Source organism: Pseudacidobacterium ailaaui (assembly GCF_000688455.1).
Taxonomy (GTDB): Bacteria; Acidobacteriota; Terriglobia; order Terriglobales; family Acidobacteriaceae; genus Pseudacidobacterium; species Pseudacidobacterium ailaaui.
On sequence record NZ_JIAL01000001.1, the window covers coordinates 2991623 to 3010188 of the forward strand.

The 18566-nt window shown below is 56.2% G+C and carries 17 protein-coding genes; 10 read left to right on the forward strand and 7 right to left on the reverse strand.

Features of this window, described 5'->3' with window-relative positions; all coding sequences use genetic code 11:
• Positions 1-133: 133 nt before the first annotated feature.
• Positions 134-931, reverse strand: coding sequence for a TIGR00282 family metallophosphoesterase (locus N655_RS0113405; RefSeq protein ID WP_026443394.1), 798 nt, complete (start codon positions 929-931; stop codon positions 134-136).
• Between the two features lie 131 nt (positions 932-1062).
• Between N655_RS0113405 and N655_RS19020 the strand changes: the two genes are divergently transcribed.
• Together N655_RS19020 and N655_RS0113415 are read left to right on the forward strand one after the other, a co-directional pair.
• A complete protein-coding gene (locus N655_RS19020) occupies positions 1063-1473 on the forward strand; it encodes an Rrf2 family transcriptional regulator (RefSeq protein WP_044934698.1) in 411 nt (136 codons plus the stop codon).
• 98 nt (positions 1474-1571) lie between these two features.
• Positions 1572-3605 (forward strand): fused MFS/spermidine synthase, encoded by a 2034-nt coding sequence (locus N655_RS0113415; RefSeq protein ID WP_026443395.1) that lies wholly within the window; start codon positions 1572-1574, stop codon positions 3603-3605.
• Between the two features lie 73 nt (positions 3606-3678).
• Here the strand turns inward: N655_RS0113415 and N655_RS0113420 are convergent, their stop codons facing one another.
• Entirely contained in the window at positions 3679-4488 is an 810-nt protein-coding gene (locus tag N655_RS0113420; protein ID WP_026443396.1) for a hypothetical protein, read from the reverse strand.
• Positions 4489-4571: 83 nt separating this feature from the next.
• Entirely contained in the window at positions 4572-5903 is a 1332-nt protein-coding gene (locus N655_RS0113425; protein WP_026443397.1) for a tetratricopeptide repeat protein, read from the reverse strand.
• A 323-nt stretch (positions 5904-6226) separates the two neighbouring features.
• Here N655_RS0113425 and N655_RS0113430 point away from each other — a divergent pair, with 323 nt between their 5' ends.
• The 4 genes from N655_RS0113430 to N655_RS0113445 all read left to right on the forward strand — a co-directional run bounded on the left by N655_RS0113430 (position 6227) and on the right by N655_RS0113445 (position 10287).
• Positions 6227-6460, forward strand: a complete 234-nt coding sequence (locus N655_RS0113430) for a CDGSH iron-sulfur domain-containing protein (protein ID WP_026443398.1) — start codon at positions 6227-6229, stop codon at positions 6458-6460.
• Between the two features lie 160 nt (positions 6461-6620).
• A complete protein-coding gene (locus N655_RS0113435; RefSeq protein ID WP_026443399.1) occupies positions 6621-7676 on the forward strand; it encodes a LacI family DNA-binding transcriptional regulator in 1056 nt (351 codons plus the stop codon).
• A gap of 239 nt (positions 7677-7915) precedes the next feature.
• Positions 7916-8962 carry an ROK family protein gene (locus tag N655_RS19025; protein ID WP_044934701.1) on the forward strand — a complete coding sequence of 349 codons (1047 nt, stop codon included), beginning with the start codon at positions 7916-7918 and terminating at the stop codon, positions 8960-8962.
• Complete coding sequence (locus tag N655_RS0113445) at positions 8959-10287, forward strand: sugar porter family MFS transporter (protein WP_026443400.1); 1329 nt, start codon at positions 8959-8961, stop codon at positions 10285-10287. The genes N655_RS19025 and N655_RS0113445 overlap by 4 nt, the downstream gene beginning before the upstream one ends.
• A gap of 75 nt (positions 10288-10362) precedes the next feature.
• Here N655_RS0113445 and hemQ read toward each other — a convergent pair whose 3' ends face one another.
• Positions 10363-11172, reverse strand: a complete 810-nt coding sequence (gene hemQ, locus N655_RS0113450; protein ID WP_026443401.1) for a hydrogen peroxide-dependent heme synthase — start codon at positions 11170-11172, stop codon at positions 10363-10365.
• Between the two features lie 11 nt (positions 11173-11183).
• Positions 11184-11642, reverse strand: a complete 459-nt coding sequence (locus N655_RS0113455) for a single-stranded DNA-binding protein (RefSeq protein ID WP_026443402.1) — start codon at positions 11640-11642, stop codon at positions 11184-11186.
• Between the two features lie 261 nt (positions 11643-11903).
• On the opposite strand from N655_RS0113455, the gene N655_RS19030 reads away from it, so the two are divergent.
• Positions 11904-12194 carry a hypothetical protein gene (locus tag N655_RS19030; RefSeq protein WP_044934704.1) on the forward strand — a complete coding sequence of 97 codons (291 nt, stop codon included), beginning with the start codon at positions 11904-11906 and terminating at the stop codon, positions 12192-12194.
• A gap of 21 nt (positions 12195-12215) precedes the next feature.
• On the opposite strand, the gene N655_RS19035 is transcribed toward N655_RS19030, so the two are convergent.
• Together N655_RS19035 and N655_RS0113470 are read right to left on the reverse strand one after the other, a co-directional pair.
• Positions 12216-13775 (reverse strand): putative bifunctional diguanylate cyclase/phosphodiesterase, encoded by a 1560-nt coding sequence (locus N655_RS19035; protein ID WP_049961438.1) that lies wholly within the window; start codon positions 13773-13775, stop codon positions 12216-12218.
• Positions 13776-13901: 126 nt separating this feature from the next.
• Positions 13902-15113 carry an SGNH/GDSL hydrolase family protein gene (locus tag N655_RS0113470; RefSeq protein WP_026443403.1) on the reverse strand — a complete coding sequence of 404 codons (1212 nt, stop codon included), beginning with the start codon at positions 15111-15113 and terminating at the stop codon, positions 13902-13904.
• A 186-nt stretch (positions 15114-15299) separates the two neighbouring features.
• On the opposite strand from N655_RS0113470, the gene N655_RS0113480 reads away from it, so the two are divergent.
• From N655_RS0113480 to carA, 3 genes are all read left to right on the forward strand, one after another.
• On the forward strand, positions 15300-15893 hold the full coding sequence (locus N655_RS0113480) for an HAD family hydrolase (RefSeq protein ID WP_026443404.1): 594 nt from the start codon (positions 15300-15302) through the stop codon (positions 15891-15893).
• A 70-nt stretch (positions 15894-15963) separates the two neighbouring features.
• Positions 15964-17316, forward strand: coding sequence for an APC family permease (locus N655_RS19040; RefSeq protein WP_238324741.1), 1353 nt, complete (start codon positions 15964-15966; stop codon positions 17314-17316).
• 71 nt (positions 17317-17387) lie between these two features.
• On the forward strand, positions 17388-18515 hold the full coding sequence (gene carA, locus N655_RS0113490; protein WP_026443405.1) for a glutamine-hydrolyzing carbamoyl-phosphate synthase small subunit: 1128 nt from the start codon (positions 17388-17390) through the stop codon (positions 18513-18515).
• The last annotated feature ends 51 nt before the right edge of the window (positions 18516-18566 follow it).

Here is an 18566-nt window from a genome sequence, read left to right on the forward strand (position 1 = left end):
GTGCTTTTGTGGAATTAGCAGGGAGAGTAGCGGGGGCGGCAATGCAGAGTCAAGTTACGGAAGAATCAGTATGGGGCTGCTCTCATGCCGCGCGCAGGTCCTTTGCAGGACCCACCCCGCAGACGAGAGGCTGTTATTCGCCGAGCAGCAGCCTCTGGATCCCCTTTGCCCTGCCTGTTTCTCCGTCGCATTCAATGATTGTGGCGGCCATGCGCGGGTCGCCTTTCGCCGCCTCAAACTTTCCTGGCATTCCAGTAAGAAAGCGCTGTAGGACGAGGTCTTTTTCTACGCCAATGACGCTTTCATAAGGACCGCTCATTCCTGCATCCGTCTGATACGCTGTGCCTCCTGGCAGGATGCGATCATCTGCGGTCGGCACATGGGTATGGGTGCCGATGACTGCTGTTACCCGGCCATTGAGGTACCAGCCGAGGGCGGCTTTTTCAGAAGTTGCTTCGGCATGGAAATCGACAAAGATGACCCGGGCAGTGATGTGTTTCAGCAGGGCGTCGGCCGTGCGGAAGGGGTCGTCGCTTTGCCCCATAAAAACGCGGCCCTGGAGATTCATCACAGCATAGGGCTGACCGGAGGGAAGCTGCCCCTGATAAAAACCATGTCCCGGGGTGCCGGACACATAATTTGCCGGGCGGAGAACACGACGAGGTCGCTCGTGGCTGTCTGCAGGGACGGATTGCAGATACTCCAGGATTTCGCGTTTGTCCCAGACATGGTTTCCCGTGGTGATGACGTGGGCGCCCATGTCAAAAAGCTCATCGGCGATGGCCGGGGTCAGTCCGAAGCCACCGGCAGCGTTTTCACCGTTCATGATGACCAGATCAATGTGTCGTTCTTCGATAATGTGGCCGATGTGCTCGCGCACGATGCGGCGCCCGGCACTGCCGAAAACATCTCCTACGAAAAGAATGCGCAAAAAAGCAACCTTTCTAGAACATAAAAAATTCTGATGCCGCGCGGGGATGCGGCGCAATCTCTCATTGTCGCATGAAGGATTTCTGTCAATTTGCAATACGCATTCGACACGAGCTATGGTAGCGTGGCTCTATGGCCGTCAATACCCGATTCGCAACCGGAGTACACGCATTGCTTCTGCTCGCTGCCGAACCGGATGTACTACAAACTTCAGAAGACGTAGCGCGCAAGCTCCATACCAATCCCGTCGTTGTCCGCCGCGTATTTCTGCAATTGCAGGAGGCTGGTCTGGTAAAGAGCGTCAAAGGGCCCAACGGCGGCACCCGTCTTGCGCGGTCAGCCAAGGACATCACACTGGCCCATGCCTGGCGCGCCCTCGATGGCGGCGAGCTTTTCCATGTTCCGCCAGACGGGAAAATCAATTCTTTTCTCGAACAGGAATTCAAGAGCGTCCGCAAGGCACTGGAAAAAGAGCTGGCCAAGACCACCCTGAGCCAGATTGCGAAAAAGGCAGGGAAGGGCGGGAAGAAAGAAAAACGCTGACCGGGCTTTGCAGTCATAGACCAGAAACACATCTCCGTCGTAGTCTGAATAGCATTGTCAGATTTCAGACGGAGTACACGGTTGCTGGACGCCCATTCATGGCCCTGCTCACATTTCTCTATGCCGTTGCGGTTTTCCTGAGCGCATTTCTGCTTTTTGTGGTGCAGCCCATGGCGGCCAGGCAGCTTCTTCCGGTGCTGGGTGGATCGGCGGCGGTCTGGACAACCTGTCTGGTGTTTTTTCAAACCGTCCTTCTGCTTGGCTACCTTTATGCGGACCAGGTGGCCACGCGGCTCGCGCCCAAAAGACAGGCAATGGTGCATGTGGTTGTCTTGGCGTCTGCACTGGCAGGTCTGGGAATCCGAATCCATCCCAGCCCGTGGGCGGCCACATGGCACCCGTTTCTTACGATCTTTGTTCTGCTGGCACTCATCGTGGGAGTGCCCTATTTTGCCCTCTCGGCCACAACTCCGCTGCTTCAGGCATGGCATGTGCTCAGTTTCCGCAGTGAGATGCCGTACCGGATGTTTGCTTATTCCAATGCGGGAGCATTGCTGGCACTCGTGCTCTACCCTGTGCTGATCGAGCCGTACCTGAGTCTTCATCTTCAGACCCGCTGCTGGTCTGCGGGTTTCTTCCTGTTCGCCGTACTGTGTGGCGGTATTGCCTGGAGTGTGCGTCATACCTTGCCGGTCCGTGCAACCGGGCCGATGGACAAAGAATGCATCCCTCTGCGACGGAAGCTACTGTGGGTCTCTCTGCCGTGCTGTTCTTCGTTGTTGCTATGCGCCTTCACCAGCCAGTTGAGTCAGAACATTGCTGCCATCCCGCTGCTTTGGATCCCGCCGCTGTCGATGTATCTGCTGACTTTCATTCTGGCCTTCCACTCACCACGCGCCTACCCGCGGTGGTTGATGCTGCGACTGACGGCTTGTACGCTTGGGGTCCTGGGATATGTGGCCTACGGAACAAAGACGACATGGCCAGTCCAGGTACTGGTTCCGCTCTATTGCATTTCTTTGTTTGTCATCTGCTTTTTCCTACATGGGGAGCTGTACAGGATGCGGCCGACGGCCGAGACGGCCACCCGGTTTTATCTGGCCCTCTCTCTGGGGTCTGCCATCGGGGCCATGTTTGCCGGAGTGGCCGCACCTGTTTTCTTCCGCGCCAACTATGAGCTGGTGGTTGGGCTGGCGCTGACCTCCGCTCTTGCCCTGGTGGTTACCTGGAATTTTGGCCTGGGTGCGCGCCTTTTCTGGACAGCAGCGGTGCTGGCCCTGGTATGGGTGGGTGCAGTGCAGGCGCGTGTGTGGCAGCAGGACACCATTGCGCAACTGCGCAGCTTTTATGGAATTCTTCGTGTGACCCAGACCCACTGGCCGCCCCGGGCCGAGATCACGCGAACTTTGTATCATGGGACCATCCAGCATGGGACCCAGATGTTTGGCAATGGTCTGCGTATGCAGCCCGCCTCTTATTACGCCCCTGACTCAGGGGTCGGGCTGGCGTTGCGTTTCTGCTGCTCAGGACGGCCGAAGCGGGTGGGCGTAGTTGGCCTGGGAACGGGTACGCTTGCGGTCTATGGCCAGCCTGAGGACTCATTCCGTTTTTATGAAATTGACCCACTGGTAGAGCGGCTGGCGCGCGAGCTGTTCACGTATCTGCGCGAGACCCCGGCCCGGGTCGATGTTGTTCCTGGAGATGCGCGGTACTCTCTGAACGTGGACCGCGGGGCCCCGTTTGATGTTCTGGTGCTCGACGCCTTCTCCGGGGACGCGGTGCCGGTGCATCTTCTCACCACGCAAGCGCTATCCCTGTATCAAAAGCATTTGACGCCGGATGGCATTCTGGCCTTCCACATATCGAGCCAGTATCTGAATCTGGAGCCAGTGCTGGCGCGCGAGGCGCAGCAGGCAAGGCTGCACGCGGTCACCGTCTTTTCCTCAGCAGAAGAATCTTCAGGAATCTTTGCTGCGGAATGGGTCTTGCTCACGCGCAATGAGCGTTTTCTGGCCCAGCCCGAGGTCGCGCGCGCCTCTCGCCCTGCACAGATACAAAAGAACGTAAGACTCTGGACGGACGATTATGCCAGCGTGTTGCCGATTCTGAAATGGGGACCGCACACCCGCTGATGCAGGGCCGCCCTTGAGGCGGAAAGATGGCACCAGCGTGGGCCCTCCTCAAAGGGCAAAAGATTGCATGGCCTTATTTCGGCATGGGCCTCGGCTGAGGAGCAGGAAGATTCGGTATCGGACGCCCCTGAGGCTCGGATGGATGCAGGATGGAAGGTTCGCTGTAAGAATGCTGCTCACTGCTGGCCGCGATGATATGCCCGTCGCTGTTATAGGTAATATTCCATAGCCAGTAGCCCGTGTTCCACAGCGGTCCGGTAAAAAGCACCTGTTGCTGGTCTCCTCCTACGCTGACGCGCAGGGTGGGAGGAATGGCGGAGATCAGACGCAGATCGACGCCGGGATTTTTGAGGACCTGCAGGCTGTTCCCCGTCATTTCTGCATAGCACACGGAGAGCAGCAGCCATTGTCCGTCCTCATGGCTGTTCTTCCTTGCGACCTCGTGGGGGACCACTTCACTGAATAGCTGAAAGTTTCTGGGGTCCTGAGGGGCCGGCTTGAAGCGGGTCACGCCATGATCAAGGACCGGAACGATGCGGACGCGGCCCTTCTGGCGGGGGACCAGAGCGGTGAAGACAGATTCCGCTCCAGAGGCGTCTTTGCGTGTGTAGTGCATCAGCAGGTAGTCCGGAATCAGAGGGCACACGGCCTGTTCCTGCGTCCATGGTCCCATTTGGAAGTCGAAGCCATAAAATTCGGCAGCTTCCTGGACCCTTCTTTGCTCTTTCTTAAGCAATGCAGCGTCCGCAGGATCCATTTGCTCTGGCGAGAGATGCTGAAGAGAAAAATACTCAGGCTGCTGCGCACCCTGCTGAGCGAAAATCCATGAAGAGGAAAAAAGAAAAAGAAGTGCAACGGGAACCAGACGCAGACGTTTCTTCATGCGCTTTTACTCTATATCATTCTTCGATTATGCCAAAACAGAAAAGGCAGCCGAAGCTGCCTTTTCTGTTGAGTCCCAGGGGACTACTGGCGTGTCCGGTGGGTGGTCGTGGCCCGCCGCGCGGGGGTCTTTTTCGCAGGGGCCGGAAGCTCACCATCCTTCATGGTGATCATCAACGGATTCTGCGTGTAGGAGTCAAAGGTGGCAATATAGGTCACCTGCGTGTTGGGTTGCGGCACTTCCTTGAGCGGCGTCTTCATGTTGATGGTGAAGTCCGCTTTTTGTGACTGCTTGGCATCATCGGAAACTGCGAGTTGGACCGAATCGGCCGTAGCAGAGATGACCGTGCCCGGGACCTCCACGGTCTGGCCTTTCAAGACGTCCCAGACCTTTCCTGAATCTTCCGGCGAGCCATTGGCCAGGATGAACTCCTTGTCGCCGAGGGCCAGCGTCTTCAGGTCAGGTGTGCTGACAACAGCCTGGTGCGCCAGGTCCTGTGGTGATGGCGGCGGAGGCGCTGCTACAGGCTTATAATCAGCCGGCGGAAAGAGATTGGTGCGGGCAAGCTGCTGGATCTGCGCATATCCATCCAGATTGGTCTGGCAGGCCGTGTCGGTCTGGGCGCAGTGGTATTTCTTATACCAGTATTCGGCAGCCTTTTCAATCTGGTCTTTATAGGGCGGCTGGGCGAACTGGGCGGCACGTGTGAGGAACCAGATGCCGTTGACCAGGTCCTTCGGGTCCTGCTGAAGGTAGGCATTTCCCAGATTGTAGACAGCCAGCAGACCGGGGCCGGGCTTTTCTGTGTCCGCCTGGTTTATGGCCTTTAATTCGGCCGTGTAGGCATCGATGGCGCCTTTGTAATCTTTTTTGGCCACATCATCAGCGCCAATGATGTCTTCAAAGACCGGCGTAGTGGTCGCCTTCAGCTTCTGATAATCCGCATCCGACATGCTTGCCGGCTTGGGAGCATTCAGGCCAGCCTGGGCCTTGGCTGCCGCGTCATCGAGCTTCGACTGATCACCGTTGGCCGTCTGCTTCTCGATATAGGCGACAAAAAACAGAGCACGAAGGTTATTGGGGTTGACTGCCAGCAGACGCTTGGCCGCATCAAGGGTTTTGTTGGCGTCGCCAGTCTGCTGGTAGGCGGCCATAAGCTGCTCCAGCATCTCTTCTTTAACCACGCTGTTCGGATACTGTTGCAGAAACTGCTCAATGGCTGCGGCCTTTGCTGCGGGAGACGACTGGCCCATCGCATTGGTGTAGGCATTGTACTCAGCCGGGTCTTTGATGGTGATGGTTTGCCCCTGCTGCGCACCCTGACTCTGGCCATCATCGAGAGCCAGAGCTGCAGGGACGAGCGGCGCTGCCCCGGCGGTGACGGCCAAGACTGAAGCAAATACGACCTTCTTCATTCAACGCTCCTAGGAAAAATCCTGAAATATTGCTGATGCGGATTGGAGGGTGCTCCACTTGCATGGAGCATATCATTCTTTCCTGCGAGAGAACCGGTCATGTCCATGCATTGTGCTGAATTATAGAAATCCACAGCTATGAGTGACAAGTAAACGCTTTTCGCGTCTGCGTCAATCGGAAAATGTGATGCATCTTCAACACAAACCGTTGACTTGATTTCCTCTGTTTTCCTGAGTGTAAAGAAAAACAGTTTTGGCAAAAAGGAAAAGGTGCGCCCCGGCTATACTCAAATTCGCAATCTTATCCCGCAAGAGGAGTTTCTATGCCAGAAAACGAAGTCAAGATTACTGTCCGTCCGAATGGGCCATTTCGAGTGGAAGGCCCGGTAAAGCTGATGGATGCAGATGGAAAAGAATGGGACCTTTCGGGAAGACCAGCCTTTTCCCTTTGCCGCTGTGGCGGATCGACCAACAAGCCGTTCTGCGATGGCACCCATTCGAGGATCGGATTTCAGGCGGCCGAGGCCGCTGTGGCCAAAGCAGAAGCAGAGAAATAGCCTGTCCGCGCCCGACCGGAGTGATCAAGGCATCTTTTTGCGGCCCTTGATGGGCCGCAGGGGCGGGCGTACGCTGAATTTTCCATTCTCGCTGCCACTTCATTCCATACCAAAGAATTGACAGCAACCGTGCCTGCCTGAATACTGATGCAGAAGCACGATGATAAAACCAGGCTCGCATCCAACGCTCGCCGATGTGGCGCGCAAAGCCGGGGTCGGCACAACCACTGTCTCGCGCGTGATCAATGGCGGACACCGGGTCAGTCCCCGAACGCTGAAACGTGTCCGCGCAGTGATTGAGCAGCTCGGATATATGCCCAACCAGGCGGCGCGCATCCTGAAAGGCGAACGCACCAAAACGATTGGGCTTGTCGTGCCGAGTATTGCGGACCCCTTTTTTTCAAGCTGTGCTGAAGCGGCGCAGGAGATCGCCCGGGTCCATGATTCGTTGCTGATTGTTACGGTCACGAACAATGATCCGCATGTGGAAATGGAAAACCTGAATGTGCTGATGCGGCACCGGACCGACGGCCTGTTGCTGGCCCCGGCCAACTACCAGAGTGACGCTCTGGCTGAATATCTAGGGCGGATTTCGACCCCGGTGGTCACCTTTGACCGTCCTGTGCCGAAAACGGGGATTCCCAGCGTGGTGGCTGATAACTACAATGGCGCGCGCATTGCCACCGAGCACCTCATCAGCCATGGCTATAAGCGGATCCTGTGCCTGGGCGGAGAGCCGACCCTTTATACGCTGCGGGAACGCCTGCGCGGATATCGCCATGCGGTTGAGGAGCACGGCCTGACGCCGATTATTGATATGTCGGTAAAGGACTACAAGTCGGCAGAATATGCCATCGAAAGCCACCTGGCTACGGCACAACCGCCGGAGGCCATTTTTACTCTGAAAAACAGCACAACCATCTACGCGTTTGAGACCCTGCAAAAGCTGAAAGTAGCCATTCCTAAAAGCGTGGCCCTGCTGGGCTTTGACGATTTCGAGCTGGCCGCCACGCTCCGGCCCTCGATCAGTGTCATCCAGCAGCCGATTGAAGACCTGGGGCGCATTGCCGCCGAGATGCTGTTTGAACAGCTATTGCCTGCCAAGAAGGGCAAACATCCAACTGCAAAAAAGCGTCAGGACCAGGTAAAGCTTGAAACGAAGCTGGTGCTTCGCCATTCCTGTGGGTGCAATCCGGTGCCAGAGCCAGCTGCCTGATTCTCGCAGCAGCATTCTGACGGAAGCCGAAAAGGAGAGGCGGGTTTCCGGAGAGGGAATTTCCCCCCGGAACATGATGGAATCGTTTCCACCTATCAAAATTTTCGTGTATATTGCAAAGGGCTGCTCCCGGCAGTGTGCAGCACGACCGGAAAGGTTTTCCAGGCTGCCTTTGTGGATCCTGTTCCGGCACCTGACTGCCAATTTGCCGTCTGTCTCAGTAGGGCTTTTTACGATATATGAGTTCTTTTTCGATTGGTGTGGACCTAGGTGGCACGAACCTTCGCATTGCGGCCTACAACCGCGCATCCGGTATTCTTGAGACCATCCTTCTGCCGACGCGGTTAGCGGCGGGCCGCCACGCAGTGGTGGAAGACATCTGCACCGGGATCCGTGGGCTGCTGGAAAGGTGGTCCGGAGAGTACAGTCTGACCGGGATTGGGATTGGTACACCGGGGCCGCTGGAGCTGCCGGCGGGCCGCCTGCACAGTCCCCCGAATCTTCCAGGCTGGGACGGTTTTGGCCTGCGCAACGAAATTGAAGCTTGTTTGGGAATGCCGGTCATTGTGGAAAGCGACGCCAATGTCGCCGCGCTGGCGGAGTGCGTGCTCGGCAGCGGGCGGAGCCTGGGACTGGACTCGCTTTGCATGTTGACGCTGGGGACGGGTATTGGCAACGGCATCATTCTCGAAGGCAAGGTCTGGCATGGTGCCAATGGCATGGCCGGGGAGGCCGGACATCTCACCATTGATCCGGATGGGCCAGCCTGCGGCTGCGGCAGCTATGGCTGCCTGGAAGCATATGCCTCGGCCACTGCCGTCAGGCGGATTGCTCTGGAAGCGGCTGCTGCAGGAAGGGCGCCGGGGATTGCGGCGCTGGCTGGGCGAAATCCCGAGTTCACCACTCTTGACCTGTCGGATTTGGCAGAGCAGGGGGACGCCGACGCAAAGCGTATTTTTGAAGATGTGGGAAGGGCCCTTGGCATTGGGATTGCGGATCTGGTAAATACCCTGAATCTCCCGCTTTATGTCGTGGGCGGAGGGCTAGCAAATGCCTGGAGGCTTTTCGCTCCTACGCTGTTGGCTGAGGTGCGTCGCCGGAGCTACGTCTACCGTTTAACCGAGCCGGGAAGCTCGGTGCTGGACAGCGGGGCCTCCGAGGGCACACGTATTATGGCTGCAGAACTAGGCGCGGATTCCGGGCTGCTGGGGGCCTGCATCCTGCCCTACACGATGAGCAAAACAAAGCAAGACGGACTGGAAGCAAGATCAAGTCGGCGGGCATGAAAATCAATTTCTATCTCTTTAAAAGCACCATCGTTGGCGCATTGGGCGGGCTGCTCTTTGGATTTGACACTGCTGTCATCGCGGGTACCACCCATCAGCTAACGGAAGTCTTCCATCTTTCCCCTTTTGCACTGGGGGTGACGGTTTCCATCGCACTGTTTGGGACTGTAATCGGCGCCATGTCCGCCGGTGCGGTGGGACAGAAAATCGGCAGCCGGGAGACGCTGCGCATCATGGCCGTGCTTTATGTGATTTCGGCCATTGGGTGTGCGTTTGCCTGGAACTGGGCAGCTTTAGTGGCCTTTCGATTCATTGGCGGGCTGGGCATTGGCGGGTCCTCGGTCCTGGGGCCGGTGTATATTGCAGAACTGGCCCCGGCAAAGTGGCGGGGCCGTCTGGTAGGTCTGTTTCAGATCAACATTGTGATCGGGATTTTGCTCGCGTATGCCAGCAACTATCTTATTGCCCGGCTTGACCTTGGAGTCTTGCAGTGGCGGTGGCAGCTCGGCATCGCCGCCGCTCCGGCCCTGCTTTTTCTGATAATGCTTTTTGGCATACCGCGCAGCTCTCGCTGGCTGGTTACTCAGAACCGGATTGATGAGGCCCGTCAGGTGCTGCAGCTGATGGGGTCACCGGATTCAGAGGCAGAATTGCGCGAAATTGTGGATTCCATCCATCTGGAACGCAGCGAGAAGACGGAGCCATTGTTTCAGTTCAAGTACAGACTGCCGATCTTTCTCGCGATTTCCATTGGCATGTTTAACCAGCTTTCGGGAATCAACGCCATTTTGTACTACATGAATGATATTTTCCGTGCCGGCGGCTTCAGTGCTGTTTCCGGAGACCTGCAGGCGGTGCTGGTGGGTGCGATGAACCTCGTCGCCACACTGCTGGCCATGACCGTAATTGATAAACTCGGCCGCAAGACACTCCTGCTGGTAGGATCGGTGGGAACGACGATCTGTCTTGCCGGAGTCGCTTCCATTTTCTTTATGAACCAGCACCAGAATTATCTAGTGTGGCTGCTGGTTGCTTATATCTTCTTCTTTGCCATTTCGCAGGGAGCGGTCATCTGGGTCTACATCAGCGAGGTCTTTCCAACGCGGGTGCGCTCCAAAGGGCAGAGCCTGGGCAGCTCCTCGCACTGGATCATGAATGCGCTGATTTCGCTCACCTTTCCGGTTCTGGCGAAGCATTCCTCAGGAACGCCCTTTGTCTTTTTTGCGGCCATGATGGCGCTGCAGTTTTTTGTAGTGCTGTTTGTCTATCCTGAGACCAAAGGCCACACACTTGAAGAGATGCAGCACCGGCTGGGTATTGAATAACAGACTGAAACAAGGTCCGGGAAAGATACGGGAAGGAGACCCCATCCCGGACCCCGAGGCTGTAGGCTGCGGAGTTCAGACTGACTGGCCTGCAAGCCACGCCTCTATGCTGGCGGCCGGAATCCTTTGGCCCAGAAAGAAGGGACCAAAAAGAGCATATATGGCACTGACGCGGTCAAAACGCATTTCATAGATGAGTTTTTTAAAGACGAGAGGGTCGTCGGCGAAAAGATCCACTCCCCACTCCCAGTCATCAAATCCGATGGATCCAGTGATGATCTGGCGTACCTGGTCGGCATAACGGCGGCCGATCATGCCGTGCTCGTGCATCATCTGCTGGCGGCTGTTCATTGGCTCTGTGTACCAGTTCACCTGCTCGCCGCGCTTACGGTCCATGGGATAAAAGCAGAGATAGCGGGCGTCGGGTATGGCTGGATACAGGCGCTGCGACATGGCCCTGGACTGGCGGTCCACGACTTCACGGACCCCTGCGTCCCATTCTGCAGTTCCTGGTTCGATGCCCTGTTGGGCCAGTGCACCGTAAGTCTTGGCGGAAGACTCGTAAAGCCCCAGCTCGACGACCGAAAGATAGGAATTGGATGGCCTAAGGAAGTCGTGCAAAGTCGTCTGGGCCAACTGATGCTGTGTACGGTCCAGATCGGCAAAAGAGGGGCGGAAATGGAGTAGCAGCAGGTCTCCCTTATGTCCGAGAAGGGAGTATGCGGCAGAATGCTCCCAGCCGGCCAGCAGGGTTGAGAACTCTTTGGCTGCGGCCTGCCTTGCTTCCGGAGCAAGTTTTTTCCATGATGCCCAGTCGATGTGGAACATCTGGTGCAGGACGCAGGAGCCTTCAAGAGTGATGGGTACGGCAGGTAACTCTACCAAGGGAACAAACCTCAGAATGGAATATCGTCATCGCTGATTTCAGCCGCCTGACTCAGGTCGTCCGGGCCTGGGGTGCTCTGATTGAATGCGCCAGCGCCTGAGGAGCGCGAGTAGCTGCCGCCTTCGCCTTCTCCGCGTCCACTCAAAAGAGAAAGATCATTGATGACAATCTCAGTGCGGTATTTCTTCTCCCCGGTATTCTTGTCGTCCCAAGACCGGGTCTGAAGTTTGCCTTCCACGTAAAGTTTTGAGCCCTTTTTCACGTAGTCGCGAATAATTTCAGCCGTGCGCTGAAAGGCGACAAGATTGTGCCACTCGGTTTTGTCCGTCCAATTTCCGCTCTGGTCCTTGGTGCGATCGGTGGTGGCCAGAGAAAAGCTGGCAACAATTGTGCCATTGGGGGTGGCGCGGATCTCCGGGTCCTTGCCTACGTTGCCGAGCAGGATGACTTTGTTGACGCTCTTTGCCATAGAATCTTCGCTTTCTCCTGAAGCATAACAGAAGAAGGAACCATATCTTTCCTGTGCCTTCCGAGGGGGGAAAGCTGGCGCCAGGCAGGGCCAGATTGTTCCGGCGACTTCATGCGTTTCATAAGACAAGGCCAAGTTTTCAGGGGAAGAAAAAAATCTGAGAAAAGTAACAAATTTTTATGTGGATAATGGTAACTTTTTTTTGATAATTATAATGACTTAAGTAACATTTCTGCCAGCGGTTCCGATTCGCAAGGAAAGGTGCTGGTGTATTTCAACGATACATGCTTACAAGAGGATGCGTTTCCAATGCCGGAAGAATATAAGCAGCGCCATTGTTTCCCCCTGCGCCTGTCCGCAACGATGCGGCGGCAAGCCAATGATCTTGCGCATCGCGAAGGAATTTCACTGAACCACTTCATCAGTCTGGCCATCGCGGAAAAAATCAGCCGCATGGAATATCAGGTGTGGCTGCAAGAGCAGGCAAAGCCGGACACGCTGACGTCTGCTACGCCAATTTCCCGTCCACCATCCTTTGACAAGCGAATGTAAGCACCCTTTGCGCCAGCCACCTTAGCGCAGGCGGCTGGCGAAGCCTGCTTTCAGGCCATGCCGGAGAAGTTCGAGAAGGTCTTTGAGCGGTACGGGCCGACTATAAAGGTATCCCTGCGCATAGAAGCATCCACACTCCATCAGGGCCTGGGCCTGGGCGGGTTCTTCAACCCCTTCAGCTGAGATCCGCATTCCGGTACTGCGCGAAAGCTCAACCAGAAACTGGACGATCCCTGAGCTCACGGCGTCCTTTTGCATGTTCCGGACGAAGCTCTGATCAATTTTGATGGCGTCGATGGGATATTTCTGAAGATAGAGCAGGGAAGAGTAGCCGGTCCCAAAATCGTCGAAGGCGATGCTGACTCCCATGGCCTGGATCTGCTGAAAGAGCGCGCCGGTCTGTCCTGCATCTTTCAGCGTGATGCTCTCTGTTACTTCAAGTTGTACGGATTGGGGTGGGACCTGATACTTTGCCAGTGCATCGGAAAGCCCGGTGAGAAACCCCGCCTTTTCCAGCTGCTGGCTGGAAACATTGATGCTGGCCAGCAGGTCTGTTTTCAGTGTCTGCCGGATGGTCTGCATGTCGGCACATGTCTGCTCAAGGACCCAGGAGCCCAGAGGAACGATATAGCCGGTCTCCTCGGCCAGGCGGACAAACTCACCCGGAGAGATCATGCCGCGAATGGGATGTCGCCAGCGGACCAGAGATTCAACGCCATAAATGGAAAGGTCGCGCAAATCCACAATGGGCTGATAGTGCAGTTCGAACTCTTTGCGCTCCAAGGCCTGCTTCAGTTGCAGTGTGGTTTGCAGTCGGAGAAAGATTGCATCGCCTTCGGCGGCATCATAAAAGCTGTAGGTGTTTCCCCCCGCCTTTTTTGCGTGTTGGAGTGCAACATCGGCTCCGCGCAGCACCTCTTCAGCACTTGTGCGGTCGGCATCAAGAACGCACAGGCCAATGCTGGCTGTTACGGAAAAGGAGATGCCCTCCAGGTCAACTGGTTCTTCAATGACGCCCAGGAGGCGTTCTGCCATACGCGCTGCCTGCTCGCGGTCGTAAATCCTTGTGATAAGAATGGCAAACTCATCGCCTCCCAGGCGGATGAGAATGTCTTCACTCCGTGTACTGACCCGAAGGCGATGGGCGACTTCCTTGAGTAAAAGGTCGCCGATGTGGTGTCCCCAGAGGCCATTCACGGTCTGGAAGCGGTCCAGATCCATGTAGAGCAGAAATCCTCGTGTTTTTGCTGCGCCTCTTGCGGAATTCAGCTCATCCCCCAGCACATTCAGCAAGTATGCGCGGTTGCTCAGGCCAGTAAGGGGGTCGTGATAGGCAAGGTGGCGCAGTTTCTCTTCTACCCGCATCCGCTCACGAATCTCTTCGTACAAGGCCTCATTCTGCCGCGGGATCCTCTGCTGGCTGAAGTTTTCTACCAGACGGCGCTGCTGCTGGAGCAGTTCCTCGTCCGACTGCTGCATCGAAGACCGCTTTTTCCATTTGAGAATGGCAAGAGTGGTCCTGGCGAGAAGTAGCAGAAGAGCGAGACATACAAGTATCCAGACAGCGAAACCAAAGGACATAGGCAGTTTTCCGATCAAGCTACAAGCGGGACAAACTTTGGTAATTGATCACTTGCGCTGATTTTACGCTGCAGGTGGGAGAGCGTGTTCCGAAATTTGTTTTGAACTTCGGAACACGGCCCCATTTTAACGAAAGAGAGACAGGTCGATGGCATCGCCCATGGCTTGATATCCGGCATCTTTGGGATGTAGATGGTCGCCGGAATCGTATTCGGGCAAGAATGTGTCAGGATGGGCGGGGTCCTGGGTGACCTTATCAAAGTCTATGACGCCGTCAAAGACTCCGCTGGTCCTGATCCAGTGGTTATAGGTCTGACGGATTTGTTCCCCTTCGGGAGTGGAATACCCCGCACCCATGTAGGGTGTCAGTGTGGCACCAAAGACCTTGATTCCGTGCTGATGGGCGCGAGTGACAAGCTGTGAGAGACCAAAAATCAGATCATCGGCGGTAATGGGCTTGTCCGCAGCATTTTCCGGACGCTTCAGGTGGCCGATGTCGTTAATGCCTTCCAGGATGATGAGGTATTTCACTCCGCTTTGTGCGATGACGTCCCGGTCAAAACGCGCAAGGGCGCTGGGTCCGTAACCATCGTGCAGGACGCGGTTTCCACCGATGCCTTCGTTAAGTACACCAAGATGGGCAGTGCGCTTGTCGGCCTGAAGGCGGGCGGCAAGAACATCGGGCCAGCGGTGGTTGGCATCGCGCGTGGAAAGTGCTCCGTCCGTAATGGAGTCGCCAAAGGTGACGATGGATGCGGCATGGTCTTGTGCGCTGGTGCTGACGTCTACGCCTTTCACAAAACACCACGAATAGAGGGGGCTGGAGTTGTCCGGATTTGAGGCGGCAGTGGCATCGCCCTTCAAAATATAGTTGGTTTGGTCGGCGAAGGAGTGGCAAGTCATGGTGTGAATGTACTGTTCCGGCAGGTAAACGCTGACGATCAGGTCAGACAATGGCGGGACCTGCATGGGGACAGGGTCGCTCACAATAAAGGCCCCTGCGGGAATGGTTGCTGAAGGTTTCCCCTGAAAGGTGAGCGCGCGATCGGAACCGGGCCGGGAAGACCCTCCACCTGCGCTGATGGCCACATGGGCTGCGCCAATGACTAGCGGATCGGTGCCAAATTCATTGCTCAGCTGAACGCGAACCGCATTTCCTCCAATACTGATATGAACAATGTTCCGATAGGTGGAGTTTGACGGGGACACCTGTACCGGATTTACGGCATGAGGAAGCGGCGAGGCGGCCCAGGTCCCGGTCCAGGTTGCAGAGGTCTGGGCGAAGGCCGACAGGCCGGTCAAGGCCAGGACAGCACATGCGAGCGTTTTCTTTGGCATTCGGTTCCTTTCTCAGATGAAAATTGGAGCAAGGCCAGCATAATGCAGAGAAGCGTATGCATGTGCAGGTTTTGCATTTCAAGACGTTATTTTATGTGGCGAAGGGGGCCTGTAAGGGAATGCAGGCCTGGGGCAACAGGGCGATGCTGCTCGTAAAATGAAAGTAGTGAGGGAAATCAATTATCTATGAAACTGAAACTGCCGGAGGGCACATTCCAGGCCTATCTTTTTGACTGTGACGGGACCATTGCTGATTCCATGCCTCTGCACTATGTGGCTTGGAGGACGATTCTGGGAGAGTGGGGCTGTGAGTTTGACGAAGAGCTGTTTTATTCCCTGGGCGGGATGCCGGTGCGTGAAATTATTGCTCTTCTCAACCAACGTCATGGCCTGGAGATGCCGGTAGAAGAGATTGCTCGCCGCAAGGAAGGCATGTACTACGAATTGCTGCCGCAATTGAAAGCGGTACCTGAGGTGCTGGAGCACATTGACGAGGCCTATGGAAAGGTGCCCTTTGCAGTGGTATCGGGAAGCACGCGGCACTCAGTGATCGCCTCACTCTCGGCGCTGAACCTGCTGGAGAAGTTTGACACCCTGGTCTGCGCAGGAGACTACAAACAAAGCAAGCCGCACCCGGAGGGTTTTCTGCTGGCGGCCGAGAGACTGGGAGTGCCTCCGGAGCAGTGTCTTGTCTTTGAGGACACTGAGATGGGGATCCAGGCGGCGCAGGCCGCAGGAATGGCCTCGGTAAAGGTCCCGTTGCCGTGGGAGCGGGTGTAGAAACAGACTGCATTTCACGGTATTGTAGGAATCATTTGGAGGGGCAGGGACCGTAAGCACCACCCACACATTGGCGAGGCGTAACTCCCGACACGGGCGTCTGGGTCTGCTGCCTTTAATTGCGGCGACCTACTTCATGGTTTCTGGCGGGCCTTATGGAATTGAGGACATCCTGGGCGGCGCTGGTTACGGCAAGGCGCTGCTCATCCTCATTCTGTTTCCCTTTCTGTGGAGCTTTCCCACGACCCTCATGCTGGGAGAACTGACCAGCGCCATTCCTGCCGAAGGCGGCTTTTATGTCTGGGTGCGGCGTGCACTTGGCCCATTCTGGGGATACCAGGAGGCCTGGCTCTCCCTGACGGCCAGCATCTTTGACATGGCCATCTATCCAACGATTTTTGTGCTTTATCTGGGAAAGTTATTTCCAGCCTGGACGGCAGGCGGGCGCGGCATGATATGGGAGCTGGCACTGGTTGCGGCATGTTGCGTCTGGAACCTCTATGGTGCTCCAGCCGTGGGGGAAGGCTCTGTGGTCCTTTTTGCCGCGCTGCTGACGCCTTTTGCCGTGCTTGTGGTCCTTGGATTTCTTCATGGCCTGCACGGAAGCCGCGGAAGTACGCTTTACAGCGGAGGCAACATCAGCACGGCCATTATTGTTGCTTTGTGGAACTACATGGGATGGGACAACGCCTCCACGGTGGCTGGAGAGGTGCAAGATCCGCGCCGCAACTATCCGAGGGCGATGTTATGGAGCGCCACACTGGTGGCCGTCTCCTATGTTCTTCCTGTGCTGGCCGTGGCCTGGGCCGGGGTTCCCGTGGAGCAGTTCTCGACCGGCTCCTGGACAGATGCGGCACGCTCTTTGGGAGGGCCGATGCTGGCCGGCGCTGTGGTCTTATGCGGGACTATCAACGGACTGGGCATGTTCAACGCGCTGGTGCTTTCTTACACGCGCCTGCCCATGGTGCTGGCGCAGGAGGGGATGTTGCCCTCATGGCTTGCAGTGAAAAATCGCCGTGGCGTGCCCTGGGCCGCCGTGTTGGTGTGCGGAGTAGCGTGGGCCGCTGCTCTCGGGTTCCGTTTTGAAGAGCTGATTTCGCTTGATCTGATGCTGTATGGCAGCAGCCTCATCCTGGAGTTTCTGGCGCTTGCCGTGCTGCGCTTCAAAGAGCCGGATCTGCGGCGCCCTTTCCGCGTAGGAAATACGTTTCTGGCCTGCAGTCTGGGCGTTCCTCCACTGCTGCTGATTGGCTACGTTCTCTATGCGGCGCGGGAAGAGCGCATGGCGCATATGCCGGCCCTGTTGTTTGGGCTTCTGATCGCGCTGACCGGGGCGGTTTTTTACCCAATTTCGCGCCGGAGATGGGGGACAGGGGCCATGACAGGGGCTGCGGCCTATCTTTCCGAGGCGGGTCCATCCTAAAGTACTGCGGCTTGCTGAAATTTTCCTCTAAAACCTGCTAAAATCGATTGAATCCACTCCATGGAGAAGCGATGCAGGCGATACTTGCGCTCGAAGACGGGCGCATCTTCCGCGGCCAGGGCTACGGCGCCAAAGGTGAGTGCTACGGCGAAGTCGTTTTTAATACTTCTTTAACCGGTTACCAGGAAATTTTCACAGATCCCTCCTATGCCGGACAGATTGTCGTTCTAACCAACCCTCAGATCGGCAATTACGGCACCAATTCCGATGACAATGAAGCGAACCGGCCTTTTATTGAGGGGCTGGTAACGCGCGAATTTTCTCCCATCAGCTCCAACTGGAGATCGCAGATTGTTGCCGATGAATATCTGGAGCGGTTCAACGTTCCGGTGATTTCCGACATCGATACCCGCGCCCTGGTGCGGCATCTGCGTACGCATGGCGTGATGCGCGGCGTGATCTCCTCCATTGAGACGGACCCCGATGTACTGGTCGAGAAGGCGCGCTCGATCAAAAAGATGGAGGGAACGGACCTGGCCAGTATTGTCAGCACGAAGTCCCGATATGAATGGGAGCACGACGGGCCGGACCCGCTCAGGCAGGGCGAAGGGCCCACGCTGCCGAAGCCAGATCTGCACGTAGTGGCATACGACTTTGGCATCAAGAAAAATATTTTGCGGATGCTGGCCAATGAAGGCTGCCGAGTGACGGTGGTCCCGGCCCAGACTTCGGCCGAGGATGTGCTGGGTCTGAATCCGGACGGCATCTTTCTCTCCAACGGTCCCGGTGATCCGGAACCGGTGGAATATGCGCAGCAGAACATACGCAAATTAATGGGGCGAAAACCGGTCTTCGGCATTTGCCTGGGACATCAGCTCATCGGCCTGGCGCTGGGCGGAAAGACCTATAAGCTGAAATTTGGGCATCATGGCGGAAATCATCCGGTGAAACAGATGCAGACCGGCAAAGTGGAAATTACCGCGCACAACCATAACTTTGCAGTAGATCCGGATTCGATCAATGCGAATGAAGTAGACCTGACGCACATTGATCTGAATGACAATACGCTCGAAGGCCTGCGGCATAAGTCGCTTCCGCTGTTCAGTGTGCAGTATCATCCCGAGGCCAGCCCTGGTCCGCACGATTCGCACTATCTTTTTCGGGACTTCCGAAAGATGATGGAAGATTTTAAGAAATAAACGGCGGGCCATTGGGTCCCGCCATTTTTATGACACAGATTGACAAGATTA